Source organism: Thermotoga sp. 38H-to, from assembly GCF_011057665.1.
Lineage (GTDB): Bacteria > Thermotogota > Thermotogae > Thermotogales > Thermotogaceae > Thermotoga.
Window position 1 is genome coordinate 18,344 of sequence record NZ_LNFZ01000002.1, and the last position, 14,075, is coordinate 32,418.

Sequence of the window (14,075 nt, forward strand, 5' to 3'; positions counted from 1 at the left end):
TTCACCTTCCAACCTTTGCAAGGGCTTTCTTGTAAAGTTCAACGTATTCTTTAGCGGACCTGTCCCAGGACAGATCCGTGTTCATGGCATTTGTCATAATCCTTTTCCAGTGTTCCCTTTCCCTGTAGTAAAAGTGAAGAGCCTTTGAAACTGCCTTCAACAGATGAGCGGAATCGTACTTCTTGAATCCAAAACCCGTACCTTCCATCGATTGTGGATCGTATTCTCTCACTGTATCTGCCAGACCCCCCGTGTATCTCACAACGGGGATTGTTCCATATCTCATACTGAACATCTGCCCCAAACCACACGGTTCGTATCTGCTCGGCATGAGGAATATATCTGCACCGGCGTATATCTTCTGCGCCAGTTCGACATCGAACTTTATGTTCGCTGATACTTTGTCTGGATACCTTTCTTGTAACTTTCTGAAGGCGTTTTCGTACTGTTCATCTCCCGTTCCAAGAACGACGATCTGAAGATCAAAGAGCGTCAGATAATCCATCACATCAACCAGAAGGTCCAGACCTTTCTGGGGAACGAGTCTGCTGATCAACCCGGCCACAGCTGTTTCTTTGTTAACGGGAAGCCCCAGTTCTTCCTGAAGCTTCACCTTGTTTTCCCACTTGAGTTCAAGACGATTCACGTCGTAGTTGATGTAAATGTATTTGTCCGTGGCTGGATTATAAAGCTCGTAATCTATTCCGTTCAATATACCGTAGAGATCTTTCGATCGCATTCTCAGTACACCATCGAGTTTCTCACCGTACTCCTCCGTCTGAATTTCCTCGGCGTAAGTGGGACTAACCGTGTTTATCACATCGCTGAACACTATTCCACCCTTGAGGAAATTCAGCTGTCCGTAGAACTCTAAGCCGTCGATGGTGAAAACATAGCCTGGAAGACCCGCAAAAGAGAGATACTTCGGATCGAACACACCTTGATATCCAAGGTTGTGAATTGTCAGGGATGTGGCCGTTCTGGAAAAGTAAGGATCGTCTCTGTAAACGGTTTTCAAGTAGACGGGAATCAGAGCGGTTTGCCAGTCGTTCACGTGGACGATATCGGGTTTCAAATCAAGATGTTTTATCAGATCCAGAGTGGCCGCACAGAAGAAAATCGCCTGTTCTCCAAGATCTGGCCCCGCGTAGACACTTTCCGCAGAGAAGTAATAATCGTTAGCAACAAAATACGTTTTCACATCGCTTCCGGGAAGAACGGATTCGTATATATCGAACCTCTGGTCGGTTTTGACATAAGAAACAGGAAGGCCTTCGGCTACTTTCTTGATCTCGTATCCGAACTTCTCCGCATTTTTTTCGACGATTCTGTGTTTTGGCATAACTATCGTGACATCTACTCCGTGTTTCTTTAAGTACTTTGGAAGAGTTCCTGCAACGTCCGCCAACCCTCCTACCTTCGCGAATGGAAAAACCTCGTAAGAAACGAACACCACTTTCATCCTTTCACCTCCAGTTTCAGCGGTGCGTCGTGTGGAAAAACTAAGAGATCGATCTTTCCAACTCTGTCAAAGAAGTTCTTAACTTGAACGCTTCCGTACCCTTTGATTATATCATAGTAGCTAAGCCTGTTAGGTGTAATATCCCCTGTGATCAGCACTCTTCCTGCATTCTCTGTATCAAGAAGAAAAGAAAGGTGTTCTCTGGCGTGCCATGGAGTGTGAAACACCTTTATTTTTCCGTCGAACAGCGTTTCCTCGCCCTTCAGAAGCACCACGTTTTTCCACGAAGAGATCACCTTCGAATAGATTCTCCCCACGATCGTACCAAAAGAAGTATAGTTCTTCGTTTTGTAAGATTCGTGAACATAGAAAGTAGCGTTCTCGAAGAGGACGGAGTTGAAGATATGATCTAGATGTACGTGTGTGAACAGAACGTCTGTTATATCATCCGGAGGAATTCCAAGCTCAGAGAACTCCTTTTCCAGTTCGTCCATAGAAGAGAGGTTACCGGGGTCGATGATGATTCTTCTGTCACCGTGTTCCAGATAAACAACCGTGGAAAAGTGAGCGTTCAACCTTCCTGGAACAAAAACGCTTCCACCCGTTACGAGGATTTTCAACTCCACTCGGCATCACCCCGCAAGATAGCTCAGAATCGCTATGAACAAGCAGTAGTAGGAAAACTGCCACATCCTTCCGGATCTCACAGATCTTGAAAGCACGTAAAGAGCAAAAAGACCAGAAAGAAACGCAAAAATCGGTGCAAGAACAGTTATGTTTCCTCTTTCTAAGCCAAGGATTCCTGCACCCAGAACAACTGGTATGGACATCAGAAAGGAATATTGAAGAGCATCTTCATTTTTGTACTTCATAAACAAAAGAGAAGCCACAGTGATTCCACTTCTTGAAATACCCGGGAAGAGAGCAAAGAGTTGGGCAACCCCAACAAGAAAAGCATCGAGAAAACTCATGTTTTCCATTCTCTTTTCACCAGACGAATAATACCTGGTGAACAGCAGGATCAAAGCGGTTACAGAGAAAAACAGAGGGAGAAAGTGTGGCGAAGAAAACAGCCGATCGATTTGTTTTTCAAAGAGAACTCCAAAAACAGCGGCTGGAATGGTTGAAATGATCAGATTCAGGATGATTCTCCAGTTTCTCAGACTCCTTCTTATGCCATCGAGCGTAAAAAGAACAACGGACACCAGCGTTCCAAGATGCAAAATGGCCGTCTGGTAAGCGTTCAGATCCGTTTTTAACAGATGCGACAGAAGAGTCAGGTGTCCAGAACTGGAAACAGGAAGAAATTCTGTTAGTCCCTGTACTATTCCGAGCAGCAGATCCACGTCAGAACCCCTCTTCCTTTTCGATGGATTCTATTTTTATTCCAAGACTTTCAAAAAGCTTGACGAGTGTTCTTTCATCTACCGCGTCCACTTTGATGAGAACTTCTCTCTTGTTGTCTTCCGATCTTGTTGTGATAATAGACAAAATGTTTATGTTACTGAGCGATAAAGCGTCCACAACTTTCCTCAACTCTCCGGGTTCGTCCTCAAGAAGGACAGAAAAACGGATACCAGGAACGTCCATTGCCAGAGCTTCTATGAGTGCTTCAAGAAAATCATGAAGACTCACAGCACCCTTGAGACGCATCTCTTCGTCAATCACTGGGAGATAAGGTTCCTGGTGCTCCAGAAACAGAAGAAGAGCGTGAGTGATGTTGTCTTCTTCGTGGACGAAAAAGTCCGGAAGAGAAACTTTATTGAATATAGGAGTATCGAGGTCCACGTTCAGCAAATCCTCTTTGTTCACCACTCCTCTGAAATGACCCTCCCGATCTTTGACAACGCATTCGTTCGTTTGGTACTGTCTCATCCTGTGAAGGCATTCTCTCACCGTAGCCGATTCTTCAACCACCGGGAAATCCTGGGTGACCCATTTTTTGACTTTCATCGTTCCACCTCCTTGAGTAGTTCATTCAGATAGTGTTTGAAACGTTCCAGAACGAACTCTTTTGAAACACGTTCTCTTATCTCTCCCTTCACGAATATAACAGCTCCATCCCTGAGGCCGGCCACTCCCAGATCGGCGTCTTTCCCTTCTCCTATACCGTTCACAACGCACCCCATAACAGCTATTTTCAACTTCTTTTGAACGTGAAAGAAATTCTCTTCGATCATCTTTGCCATACTTTCGACATCAATTTCTGCTCTGCCGCAGGTAGGACAGGCTATCACTTCCACACCTTCTCTGAGACCAATAGCTATGAGGATCTTCCTTCCAACGATGACCTCTCTCACCGGATCTCCAGATATGGATACCCTTATGGTGTCACCAATGTTTTTAAGAAGAAGATGACCTATAGCGATGGAAGATTTAACGATGGCCGTCTCTGAAACGCCCGCTTCAGTCACTCCAAGATGGATGGGATATTCGACCTTTTCGGCAATGTACTCGTTTGCCTTTATCGTTTCAAGTACATCTGAGCTCTTCACCGAGACGACGATATCGTAGAACCCCTCCTTTTCAAGTAGTCTGACTTCTTCAAGGGCGGATTCTGCCAGATCTTTCCACCTTTCTGAGGTTCTTCTCTTTATGGATCCCACGTTCGCTCCAACACGAATGGGGATACCTTTTTCCTTTGCAGCCGCAATGACATCTTTCAGCCGATCCTTACTCATATTACCCGGATTGATCCTTATCTTGTCCGCTCCGTTCTCAATCGAAAGAATAGCAAGCCTGTAATCGAACTGGATGTCCGCGACAAGGGGAATCTCTATCTGCTCCTTTATTCGTCTGATTGCTTTCGCGTCTTCTTCATCCTGAACAGCAACCCGGACGATTTCACAACCTGCCCTTTCGAGACGTTTTATTTGGGAGACGGTTCTTTCCACATCGGCCGTCTTCGTTGTGGTCATGGACTGAACACTCACGGAAGCTCCTCCACCGATCACCACGTTTCCCACTTTCACACTCTTTCTCATATTCCCATCATCCTTCCTATGTCGAGGAACGTGATGTAAAGAAAGAGCATCATGAGAAAGATGAACCCGAGGAAATGGATGATGTTTTCGACCTGAGGGTTGAGTCTCTTTCGAGTGATCATCTCCACAAGCGAGAAGATGATGCGACCACCATCGAGCGCCGGAAGTGGTAAAAGATTCAGAACACCCAAGCTGATCGTTATCACAGCCACAACTGTGAGGACTGACTCTAGACCTGTTTTGGATGCCGCACTGATCACACCAGCCAGTCCCACTACTCCCACTATCTGACCCGTCTGAACATTCCTGAAGAAATTCTTCAGAGAAGAGGCAGTCGTCAGTAACACATAGTTGCACGCCTTCACAGAAAGACTCACCGCTTCCAGAGGATTCTTCGGTTTATAGCGGGGAACCCCCATCTCCAGGAGATCGGAAGTTTCGAGGACGTCCTTTAAAAATGAAGCCTCCACGCTTTTCTCTATCGTGTCGTCACCCCTTTTTATCACCACCCTGACGCTGTCTGAAAGTCCTCTCCACCATTCGAGATCTTCTCCTTGCAAACTTACCATCATGGTGTCTCTTCCCAGTGTCAACCTCTGATAAAGCACCACCAGGTCTTGCCATCCTTCTATCTCCTGATCTTCTACCCGTACTATACGATCTCCCTTTTTGATGAAAAGTCCTTCTTTGAAATAAACGTCCTTTTTGAACACAGGAGTGAGCCCAGAGAAGGATATTCCGATCATATAGCGGGCCGGAATTTCGTTGAACTGCTTCAGGATACCTTTTACCGTTCCTCCTTCGAACTCAAGAACCACGTATTCGCTCACAAATTCTTTGAGAACAGATATGTCCCTGTTTCCGTTAACTGAGATGAGTCTTCCCGAAGGAGTTCCCTCTGCACTTTCTAGAACGAAATCGTACGTTTCGGGATACATTCTGGGAGTCAATCTGAGAGATTTCTTCTCACCGTCCCTGAAGATAACCAGATCAACAGACAGTCCTTTCTGGATCTCGTTTGAAATGATCGACGTGTCGAAAGCGATCTTGCCGTTTATGGAATAGATGATATCTCCTCGTCTCAGTCCAGCTTCTTCTGCGGGACTTCCCGGTACAACTTCATCTATCCCGGGAAGCGCAATTCCCCAGTTGAGAGTGATAGGGAGAAAGAGAAGGTAACCTGCGAGTATTGAGAAGAGGGGACCCGCAAGGGTGATCAGAAACCTCTGCCAGGCTGGTTTTGTGTAGAAACTTTTTTCTTTCTCTTCCTCGTCTGCTATCTCTTCTCCTTCTTCACCGAGCATCCTTACGTATCCACCTATGGGAAAGACGTTGACTCTGAAGGTAGTTTCCCTTCCTTTCACAGAAAAAATCTTTGGTCCAAATCCAATCGCAAATTCCAAAATTTTCACTTTGAAGAGCCTTGCAAAAAGATAGTGCCCAAATTCGTGGACCATTATGACACCAGTCAGTATCAGTATGAAGTAGACGATAACCATTCTGTCACCCTCTCCGCTCTTTTTCTCGCTTCAAAATGAATTCGCTCCACATCATCCAGTGTCCGCGGCTGTGGATATCCTTGAAACTCTTCGAGAGTCTTTTCTATCACTCTGTGGATACCGCCGAACCTTATTTTCCTCATCAGGAAAGCTTCGACCGCCACCTCGTCCGCCGCGTTGAAAACTGTTCTCAGGGTGTAAGAATCCTTTATGTCTTTCAAGAGAAAGAACGCAGGGTATCTTTCAGGGTCGGGATCTTCAAAAGAAAGACTGATAGTCCTCAGGAAAAACGGTTCAAGAGTAACGCGCCTCGGATAGAGAAGGGCATAACTTATGGGTATCCTCATATCCGGTGGTGATACCACCATTTTGACGTTTCCATCCGGTAGAACCACCGCTCCGTGAACCAACCCCTCTCTGTGTATCTTCACTTCTATCTTCTCGAAGGATAGTCCAAAGAGTTCCATAGCTTCCAGGACTTCGAACGCCTTGTTTACCATTGTAGCAGAATCTACCGTTATACGAGCTCCCATGTTCCACACGGGATGCCTGAGCACGTCTTCAGGTCTTGCTCTATCGATCTTGGAAATCTCCCAGTCTCTCAAAGCGCCTCCAGAAGCTGTCAAAACGATCTTCTCCACCTCTGGTTCTATCACCTGAAAGATGGCGCTGTGTTCACTGTCGACCGGAATGAGTTCTGTTCCTTTCTCTCTGAGTTTTTTCTTCACCAGAAATCCTCCACACACGAGAGATTCTTTGTTTGCAAGACACACCCTTCTTGAGTGTTCTATGGACGAAAGCACCGCCCTCAATCCACTAAATCCGGAAACCGCTACCATTGTGATGTCGGGTTTCAGCACTTCCAGCATCTCTTCTATGGAATGAGGACCTTTCCAGATGTTGATCGAACTGTCTTCAAATTCCACATCACCTGTGATCGCCACGTTCTTCACGTTGAATTCCTTCACGATCTTGAGAGCCAGCTCCAGGTTTCTGTGGAACGAGATACCTATCAACCGAATCCCTTTTATTTTCTTCAACACGTCGAGTGTCTGTGTTCCGATGGATCCGGTGGCACCCAGTATCACAAGGGTTCTTTCTTCCATCTGAAGTAAATCAAACCTCCTTTCTTCACTTCTATCGTGACTCTATCACTCACAGCTTCGTTGCTCACGCCGTAAGGTTTTGTGAGGGGCATAACGGCGTTCTCAAGGGTGTATTTGAAGCCTTTGAGAGTCACCCCTTCTGCGTCTCCACCGAGCGGCAGTATAGACCACTTTTCTCCAGGGACAGCGAAGAGAGTTTTCGCTCCTTCCACGTAACCAACCGTGAGAGAAGACGATTCGAGGGTCGTGTTTTTGAAACGTTTCAACAGATAGAAAAGAGCGAGTACCATGTCGAGACGATCACCTTTCCATCCGAAGACAATCTTTTCTTCTTCGAACTCCCGAAGTGCAAGTTCCAGATCTATTTCATCCTTCTCCTTTGGAAATATCTTCAGCGTTACCCCGTGTTTTTTCAACCACTCCATAGTTTCTTCCTTCACCGAATCGGCGTCACCTATGAAAAGATCGGGTACAATGTTTCTTGTTCTCAGGTAATTCGCTCCTCCGTCCACCGCCACGATCTTCTCACAGCGGGAGACATCCACGAACTCTTCGTAAGAACCGTTTGCAAAAATACACACCATGGATCTATACTCCTCCTTCTCGTTCGAGGCCCTGATATAATTCTATCAGGAGGCGATGCTTTCTATGAGAGTATTAGGAAACATTTCTGTTCAGACGAAGAATGGAAGGGTAGTGAAAATAATTCTGGGATCGGATAAATCAGAAGGACCAAATGAGGTTCTCCGTGAAATAGAAGAATACCTTTCGGGTCAGAGGAAAAACTTTTCATTTCAGGTAGAGATCAGGGGCACACCCTTTCAGAAAAGAGTCTGGGAAGAAGTTCGAAAAATCCCGTACGGTGAGACGAAAACTTACAGTGAGATAGCGAAAAAACTCGGAACGTCCCCCAGGGCAGTGGGTCAGGCTCTTTCGAAAAACCCTCTTCCTCTCTACATACCATGCCACAGGGTGGTTTCCAAGAAAGGACTCGGTGGCTTCAGTGCCGGCCTGGAATGGAAGAGATACCTGATCGATCTGGAGAGAGCCAGAAAATGAAGAAATTCCTTTTATCTTTCTCCATAGCTTCAATTTTAACGTTTTTTTCACTGTGGGGTCTTTATTTCTTTTTCACAAAAAACCTTCCTCCTCCCGAGGAAAAACTGGTACCGACCATCAGATTGTTCTACAGCGACGGAACTCCACTGCTTGTTTCTAGAAATATCTGGATAGAACTCTCCGACATTCCAGAGGAATTCGTTGAGATACTCCTCACCTCTGAAGACGAAGAATTCTACAAACATCCGGGGTTTGATCTCATGGGATTCCTGAGAGCAATTATCATGGACATAAAAACTCTGAGTTTCTCACAGGGAGGAAGCACCATCACACAACAACTCGCCAGGACGCTTTATCTTTCAATGGATAAATCCATAATCAGAAAGCTGAAAGAAATCTTCATATCCTTCTGGCTTGAACGTACAAGGACTAAAGATGAAATCCTTGAGATGTACATAAACTCCGTCTATATGGGGAACGGAATATACGGATTCCAAACGGCCTCTCAATTTTACTTTGGAAAGGATCTTTCAGATCTTTCGGTTCCGGAAATGTGTGTTCTCGTGGCTCTGATCAAGTCCCCCGAAAATTTCAATCCTTTGAAAGATCCCGAGGTTTCCCGAAAGAGGGCGAAGATCGTCCTGGACAGGTTGCTGACGGAGAAAAAAATCAGCATTCAGGAATACGAAAGCTACTCTGCTGATCTTTCAAAACTCGAATTTCGCACACAGCAGATGGCTGTGGACGAAGAACTCTTCTGGAGAGTTGTGAGAGAAGCCCAGGACCTTGGATTTTCGCTGAACGAACTCAGGTACGGCTACAGGGTTTATCTCACACTGGACAAAGAACTTCAGGAAAAGGTGTACGCCACGGTTGAAGATGATAAGACAGCTTTCGTTGGCGTAAAGGTGAAAACAGGAGAAATAGTGGCTTATCGAGGAGTCGGCCTTCAATACGGAACCGGATGGAGACAGATAGGATCGGCGATAAAGCCGTTGTATTATTACTATGCCATTCTCAAAGGAAGAAACCCTTCCGACCTTCTTTTGGATCTTCCTCTGAAGATCGGAGAGTGGGAACCAGAAAACTTCGATAAAACCTTCAAAGGAACAGTCAGTTTGAAGGAAGCACTCGTTGACTCGAGGAACATTCCTTCTGTGCTACTTTACTCGTATTTACAACCAGAGAGCGTAAAAAGTTTTATAACAGAAGTTTTGAAGTTGAGGGCCAGGTATCCAGACGATCTCACCGCTTCCCTCGGTACTGTGGAAACTGCTCCAGAAGAGGTCTTGAAGGTTTACTCCGCCATCTTCAACGGAGGAGTAGTTTTGGAGCCGTACATCATCGATAGAATAGAAGACAGAAACAGAAAGATCATCTACAGAGGATATCCAAAAGTACTATCTGTTGTCCCATCTTTTGTAAGATCTCCTCAGGAAGCGAGCGAAATATTGAAGGGTATTTTAAAGGAAGTGGTTGAGAGAGGCACTGGTGTTCGGGCGAGGATTCCGGGAAAAGAAATCGCAGGAAAGACAGGAACGGCAGAAAAGAACGCCTGGTTCATTGGAGGAGACGATGAGTACATTTTTGCGATGGTGAAGGACGGTGAAAACCTTCTTGGCGGAAGAGATTGTGCTCCGGTGTGGAGAGAAATAGTGAGTAGCTGGGAGAAGTTCGAGGGAGATCTGCGATACAAAAAATTAGACAAACCAGGAACTTTTCTCATTGACGAAAGAACAATGGAATATCTTGACTATGCGAAACTGGTTGAACTGGTCAATGAATTGAAACTCCCTGTGAGCGTTCTTGTCGGAGTTCTACAGCTCATGAACTACACTCACCAGATTGAGTTCCTCTCAAAGCTGAACAGCGTGGATCCGATACTGTCCCTTGAAATCTGGAAAAAGTTTTTGATGGAAGGGGGTTAAACTATGGTTCTGTTCGAAAAACCAGGAAAGGAGAACACAAGAAAAACCCTTGAAATAGCTATTCAAAAAGCTTCTGAGCTTCCTTCAAAAAAGCTATTGATCGCTTCTGCTACGGGTTACAGTGCCAGAATGGCCCTCGAAATGATTCCGGAAGGTATGAAACTCATTGTGGTAACCCATCACGCAGGTTTTGAAGAGCCAGACACCCAGGAGTTCGACGAAGAACTGAGAAAAATATTGAAAGAAAAAGGTCACGATGTTCTCACGGCAACACACGCTCTCTCCGCAGGTGAAAGGTCTCTGAGGAGAAAATTTGGTGGAATCTATCCTCTTGAGATAATAGCGAACACGCTGAGGATGTTCAGCGAAGGTGTGAAGGTGGGTGTGGAAATAACGCTCATGGCGGCTGACGCGGGACTTGTCAAAACGTCCGAACTGGTTGTTGCCTGCGGTGGAACGGAGAGCGGTCTCGACTCAGCAATCGTCGTCAAACCTGCAAATTCCCCAAATCTTTTCGATTTGAAGATCACAGAGATTCTCTGTAAACCTCTAATTTTCTGAGATCCTGCGCGAAATTTTTTATCTCCTGGATCTCTTCATAACTCATTCCATGCTTCCACCAAAAAGGAAGAACGGTGTTGTTCAGGAGAACAGGATCGATATCAGGATCCAATTTGCCTTCTTCAACGAGCTTTTGCCAGTCCTTCGTGCCCGGGATGGGGGTGTATTCGTTGATGGAAACACCTATTCCTTCACTCAAGCACACCTTGATGGCGTTCAACACATCTTCCTTCGTCTGCCCTGGCATGTTCACCATGATGTACGCTGAGACCTCTTTTTCGGTGAAACCAGCTTTCCTCAAGATCCTGGCTGCACGAACGAGGTCTTCATCGTAAACCTTACCACCCGTTTCCCTCTGGAGTCTTCCAGAAGTTTCATAGCCCAGTTTTATCGTTCTGAAATTCGCTTCTTTCAAAAGGAGGGCCGTTTCCTCATCCAGAAGACGTGCATGTATCCCATTAGGGAGATGGAATCGTACAGACCATCTCTTTTCTACGATCAGTTTGAGAAGATCCTTGAACCTTCCCGAGGCCAGAATAGCGTCGTCGAAAAAGACCACATCTTCAACTTCGAAAATGTTCAGGTACTTCTCTACAGTTTCAACCACCCTCTCCGGTGTTCTCACTCTCAATCCATTCCAGAGTTTGTGAACAGCACAGTAAGAACACCTGAAGGGACATCCAAGCGTGGTGATGAACACGAGGTAACCAACCCTGTTGTAGAGTTCGTACATGGGATCGAAGACTTCAAACCAGTCAGCGGGAATTTCTTTCGATGAAAATCCCAGAGTCTCTAAGAATCCGGGAAGAAACACGAGATCACCCTTTTCATAGACTATCGCTCCGCTCTTCTTTGCGTGTTCCGGAAAGAGTCGTGGATAAACTCCCCCCAGGACAATCGGTACATCGTAGCGATCCTTCAAAAAGCGAATCGTTTCCCACACTCCGGGATACCAGTAGCTCAACGTGGATGTGACCATCACAAGATCAACGTTTCCAATTTCTCCCAGTTTCCATTCGAGGAACTCTGGTGGTGCTCCGTACCTTTTATATCTTCTTGGAACAAATTTCAACATCTCTGGTTTCTCTATAACCTGACTTGGAAACTTTCCAGTACCGTATCTTTTGTCTTCTGGCACTTTTGTGAAGCGTGGAAGAACGGGATCGTGTCTGTTGAGGAGATCCACGAGATGAACCTCGTAGCCCATCCACTCCAGTGCGCGCGCAACGTAAAGAAGCCCGATGGGCTTCAACCAGAAATCGTACGCCGCGAAATCGTGAACCCACGGATTAACGAGGAGTACCTTCAATCTCCGAAGCAGAAGTGGTACACCCCCTTGATCGTGAGGTCTTCGTCGAAGATCTCGTGTTTCATCATCTCCTTCACGATCTTCGACTGACCTCCCGTGAGAACCACCGGTAGATCACCGTAAACTTCTTTTATCCGCCCTATTATCCCCTCAAGAGCGTAGACACTTCCGTTCACCACACCCAGCCTGATGTTTTCTTCCGTATCTTTCCCTACAACAAAATCTGCCGGTTTCACCTCAACGAGCGGAAGCTTTGCCGTTCCCCGAAAGAGCGAGTGAACCATCATGAAGAGTCCAGGCAGAATGGCTCCTCCTTCGTAAGACCCGTTCACAACGAGATCCACAGTGGTTGCCGTTCCCATGTCGATGATGATTCCGCTTTTCCCGTACTCTTTGACGAAAGCGACAACGTTGGCCACTCTGTCTGCTCCAATCTCTCCCGGGTTCTTCACGTTCCATTTCACACATCCGTTTTTCGCCTTTACCCATATCGGTGATATGCGGAAATACTTTTGAGAAAAGCGTTCTATAACTATGTTTTGAGTGGGAACAACGGAGGCTACGCCGATGCCTTTTATCTCACGCATGGCATCGCCCAGAAGCGGGTGAAGGTGCGAAAAGAGTTCGTCTTCCGTCTGAAACACGCCGGTGGACAACCTCCACCTTCTGAAAGTTTTACCATCTTCGGTGATAGAGAAGACAGAATGCGTGTTACCTACATCCACGAGGAGGTACAAAAGTATCACCTCCGTTATGATGGTTTAAAATATATTTTACACACTCGTGGAGCAATTGACACAAAAAATCAGTAAGGTAATACTAAATCTAAGAAGAGGACATCAGAAAATTTTATCATGGGAGGTGGAGAGAGTGGACTGGAAGAAGTACGGCTACAACACGAAGGCCCTTCACGCAGGTTATGAACCACCTGAACAGACTACAGGCTCGAGAGCGGTTCCCATATATCAAACGACTTCTTATGTCTTCAGAGATTCTGACCACGCAGCGAGGCTCTTCGCACTGGAAGAATCCGGGTTCATCTACACAAGGATTGGGAATCCTACAGTGAACGTCCTCGAGGAGAGAATAGCGGCAATGGAGAACGGAGTGGGAGCCTTAGCGGTCGCCAGTGGGCAGGCTGCTATAACTTACGCCATTTTGAACATTGCGGGTCCAGGAGATGAGATCGTCAGTGGGAGTGCGCTGTACGGGGGAACGTACAATCTGTTCAAGCACACTCTCTATAGAAAATCTGGCATCATCGTGAAGTTCGTGGATGAGACGGATCCAAAAAACATAGAAGAAGCCATCACCGAAAAAACAAAAGCGGTGTATCTCGAAACTATCGGGAATCCCGGTCTCACAGTGCCAGACTTCGAAGCGATAGCAGAGATCGCTCACAGACACGGTGTTCCTCTGATAGTGGACAACACGGTGGCACCGTACATCTTCAGGCCGTTCGAACACGGTGCCGACATCGTTGTTTATTCGGCCACGAAGTTCATAGGAGGGCACGGAACATCGATAGGCGGTCTCATCGTAGACAGCGGAAAATTCGACTGGACGAACGGAAAATTTCCAGAACTCGTGGAACCAGATCCCAGCTACCACGGTGTGAGTTATGTGGAGACGTTCAAAGAAGCTGCTTACATAGCGAAGTGCAGAACACAGCTTCTGAGGGACCTAGGAAGCTGTATGAGTCCGTTCAACGCGTTCCTGTTCATCCTCGGGCTTGAAACTCTCAGCCTGAGGATGAAAAAACACTGTGAAAACGCGCTGAAGGTCGTTGAATTTCTGAAATCACATCCCGCTGTGAGCTGGGTCAACTATCCGATAGTTGAAAGCAACAAAACCAGAGAAAATGCGCTGAAATACCTCAAAGAGGGCTACGGTGCGATTGTAACGTTCGGTGTGAAGGGTGGAAAAGAGGCAGGAAAGAAGTTCATTGACAGTCTCACCCTCATTTCCCACCTCGCCAACATTGGTGATGCAAGAACTCTGGCCATTCATCCCGCTTCGACAACCCATCAGCAACTCACGGAAGAAGAACAGTTGAAAACGGGTGTCACCCCAGATATGATAAGATTGTCTGTTGGAATAGAAGATGTGGAAGATATCATAGCTGATCTGGATCAGGCTCTCAGAAGATCTCAGGAGGGATGAAAAG

Annotated in this window: 14 protein-coding genes; 4 read left to right on the plus strand and 10 right to left on the minus strand. The window is 46.3% G+C overall.

What is annotated here, in order from left to right; all coding sequences use genetic code 11:
- Position 1: 1 nt before the first annotated feature.
- From AS158_RS04100 to AS158_RS04135, 8 genes are read right to left on the minus strand one after another with little or no spacing between them, the layout of a single operon-like run.
- The gene (locus tag AS158_RS04100) at positions 2 to 1,462 is read right to left on the minus strand and encodes a glycogen/starch synthase (RefSeq protein WP_038053854.1); all 1,461 of its coding nucleotides are present in this window, start codon (positions 1,460 to 1,462) and stop codon (positions 2 to 4) included.
- Positions 1,459 to 2,088, minus strand: coding sequence for an MBL fold metallo-hydrolase (locus AS158_RS04105; protein WP_038053856.1), 630 nt, complete (start codon positions 2,086 to 2,088; stop codon positions 1,459 to 1,461). Before AS158_RS04105 ends, AS158_RS04100 begins: the two co-directional genes overlap by 4 nt.
- A gap of 6 nt (positions 2,089 to 2,094) precedes the next feature.
- Entirely contained in the window at positions 2,095 to 2,808 is a 714-nt protein-coding gene (locus AS158_RS04110) for an undecaprenyl-diphosphate phosphatase (RefSeq protein WP_038053858.1), read from the minus strand.
- A gap of 1 nt (position 2,809) precedes the next feature.
- Positions 2,810 to 3,415: a CBS domain-containing protein gene (locus AS158_RS04115; protein WP_038053860.1), complete on the minus strand. Its 606-nt coding sequence runs from the start codon at positions 3,413 to 3,415 to the stop codon at positions 2,810 to 2,812.
- Entirely contained in the window at positions 3,412 to 4,446 is a 1,035-nt protein-coding gene (gene ispG, locus AS158_RS04120) for a flavodoxin-dependent (E)-4-hydroxy-3-methylbut-2-enyl-diphosphate synthase (RefSeq protein ID WP_038053862.1), read from the minus strand. The genes AS158_RS04115 and ispG overlap by 4 nt, the downstream gene beginning before the upstream one ends.
- Positions 4,443 to 5,945 (minus strand): site-2 protease family protein, encoded by a 1,503-nt coding sequence (locus AS158_RS04125; RefSeq protein ID WP_038053868.1) that lies wholly within the window; start codon positions 5,943 to 5,945, stop codon positions 4,443 to 4,445. Before AS158_RS04125 ends, ispG begins: the two co-directional genes overlap by 4 nt.
- Positions 5,921 to 7,051, minus strand: coding sequence for a 1-deoxy-D-xylulose-5-phosphate reductoisomerase (gene dxr, locus AS158_RS04130; protein WP_038053878.1), 1,131 nt, complete (start codon positions 7,049 to 7,051; stop codon positions 5,921 to 5,923). Before dxr ends, AS158_RS04125 begins: the two co-directional genes overlap by 25 nt.
- Positions 7,030 to 7,635: a thiamine diphosphokinase gene (locus tag AS158_RS04135; RefSeq protein ID WP_038053880.1), complete on the minus strand. Its 606-nt coding sequence runs from the start codon at positions 7,633 to 7,635 to the stop codon at positions 7,030 to 7,032. Before AS158_RS04135 ends, dxr begins: the two co-directional genes overlap by 22 nt.
- Before the next feature lie 64 nt (positions 7,636 to 7,699).
- On the opposite strand from AS158_RS04135, the gene AS158_RS04140 reads away from it, so the two are divergent.
- Genes AS158_RS04140 through AS158_RS04150 form a run of 3 tightly spaced genes read left to right on the plus strand, consistent with a single transcriptional unit; the run spans position 7,700 to position 10,599 of the window.
- Positions 7,700 to 8,110: a methylated-DNA--[protein]-cysteine S-methyltransferase gene (locus AS158_RS04140; RefSeq protein ID WP_012895783.1), complete on the plus strand. Its 411-nt coding sequence runs from the start codon at positions 7,700 to 7,702 to the stop codon at positions 8,108 to 8,110.
- A complete protein-coding gene (locus AS158_RS04145; RefSeq protein WP_165304535.1) occupies positions 8,107 to 10,038 on the plus strand; it encodes a transglycosylase domain-containing protein in 1,932 nt (643 codons plus the stop codon). The genes AS158_RS04140 and AS158_RS04145 overlap by 4 nt, the downstream gene beginning before the upstream one ends.
- Before the next feature lie 3 nt (positions 10,039 to 10,041).
- Complete coding sequence (locus AS158_RS04150; RefSeq protein WP_038053887.1) at positions 10,042 to 10,599, plus strand: pyruvate kinase alpha/beta domain-containing protein; 558 nt, start codon at positions 10,042 to 10,044, stop codon at positions 10,597 to 10,599.
- Here the strand turns inward: AS158_RS04150 and AS158_RS04155 are convergent.
- The gene (locus tag AS158_RS04155; protein ID WP_038053889.1) at positions 10,565 to 11,908 is read right to left on the minus strand and encodes a radical SAM protein; all 1,344 of its coding nucleotides are present in this window, start codon (positions 11,906 to 11,908) and stop codon (positions 10,565 to 10,567) included. The genes AS158_RS04150 and AS158_RS04155 overlap by 35 nt on opposite strands.
- On the minus strand, positions 11,905 to 12,645 hold the full coding sequence (locus tag AS158_RS04160; protein WP_038053892.1) for a type III pantothenate kinase: 741 nt from the start codon (positions 12,643 to 12,645) through the stop codon (positions 11,905 to 11,907). Before AS158_RS04160 ends, AS158_RS04155 begins: the two co-directional genes overlap by 4 nt.
- Before the next feature lie 133 nt (positions 12,646 to 12,778).
- Here AS158_RS04160 and AS158_RS04165 point away from each other — a divergent pair, with 133 nt between their 5' ends.
- Positions 12,779 to 14,071: an O-acetyl-L-homoserine sulfhydrylase gene (locus AS158_RS04165; protein ID WP_038053894.1), complete on the plus strand. Its 1,293-nt coding sequence runs from the start codon at positions 12,779 to 12,781 to the stop codon at positions 14,069 to 14,071.
- Positions 14,072 to 14,075 lie beyond the last annotated feature (4 nt).

What these genes read in the sequence shown, in the direction of transcription:
- AS158_RS04135 (WP_038053880.1), bottom strand. Translation starts at nt 7,635, where the DNA reads ATGGTGTGTATTTTTGCAAACGGTTCTTACGAAGAGTTCGTGGATGTC.
- dxr (WP_038053878.1), bottom strand. Translation starts at nt 7,051, where the DNA reads ATGGAAGAAAGAACCCTTGTGATACTGGGTGCCACCGGATCCATCGGA.
- AS158_RS04115 (WP_038053860.1), bottom strand. Translation starts at nt 3,415, where the DNA reads ATGAAAGTCAAAAAATGGGTCACCCAGGATTTCCCGGTGGTTGAAGAA.
- AS158_RS04125 (WP_038053868.1), bottom strand. Translation starts at nt 5,945, where the DNA reads ATGGTTATCGTCTACTTCATACTGATACTGACTGGTGTCATAATGGTC.
- AS158_RS04100 (WP_038053854.1), bottom strand. Translation starts at nt 1,462, where the DNA reads ATGAAAGTGGTGTTCGTTTCTTACGAGGTTTTTCCATTCGCGAAGGTA.
- ispG (WP_038053862.1), bottom strand. Translation starts at nt 4,446, where the DNA reads ATGAGAAAGAGTGTGAAAGTGGGAAACGTGGTGATCGGTGGAGGAGCT.
- AS158_RS04150 (WP_038053887.1), top strand. Translation starts at nt 10,042, where the DNA reads ATGGTTCTGTTCGAAAAACCAGGAAAGGAGAACACAAGAAAAACCCTT.
- AS158_RS04145 (WP_165304535.1), top strand. Translation starts at nt 8,107, where the DNA reads ATGAAGAAATTCCTTTTATCTTTCTCCATAGCTTCAATTTTAACGTTT.
- AS158_RS04140 (WP_012895783.1), top strand. Translation starts at nt 7,700, where the DNA reads ATGAGAGTATTAGGAAACATTTCTGTTCAGACGAAGAATGGAAGGGTA.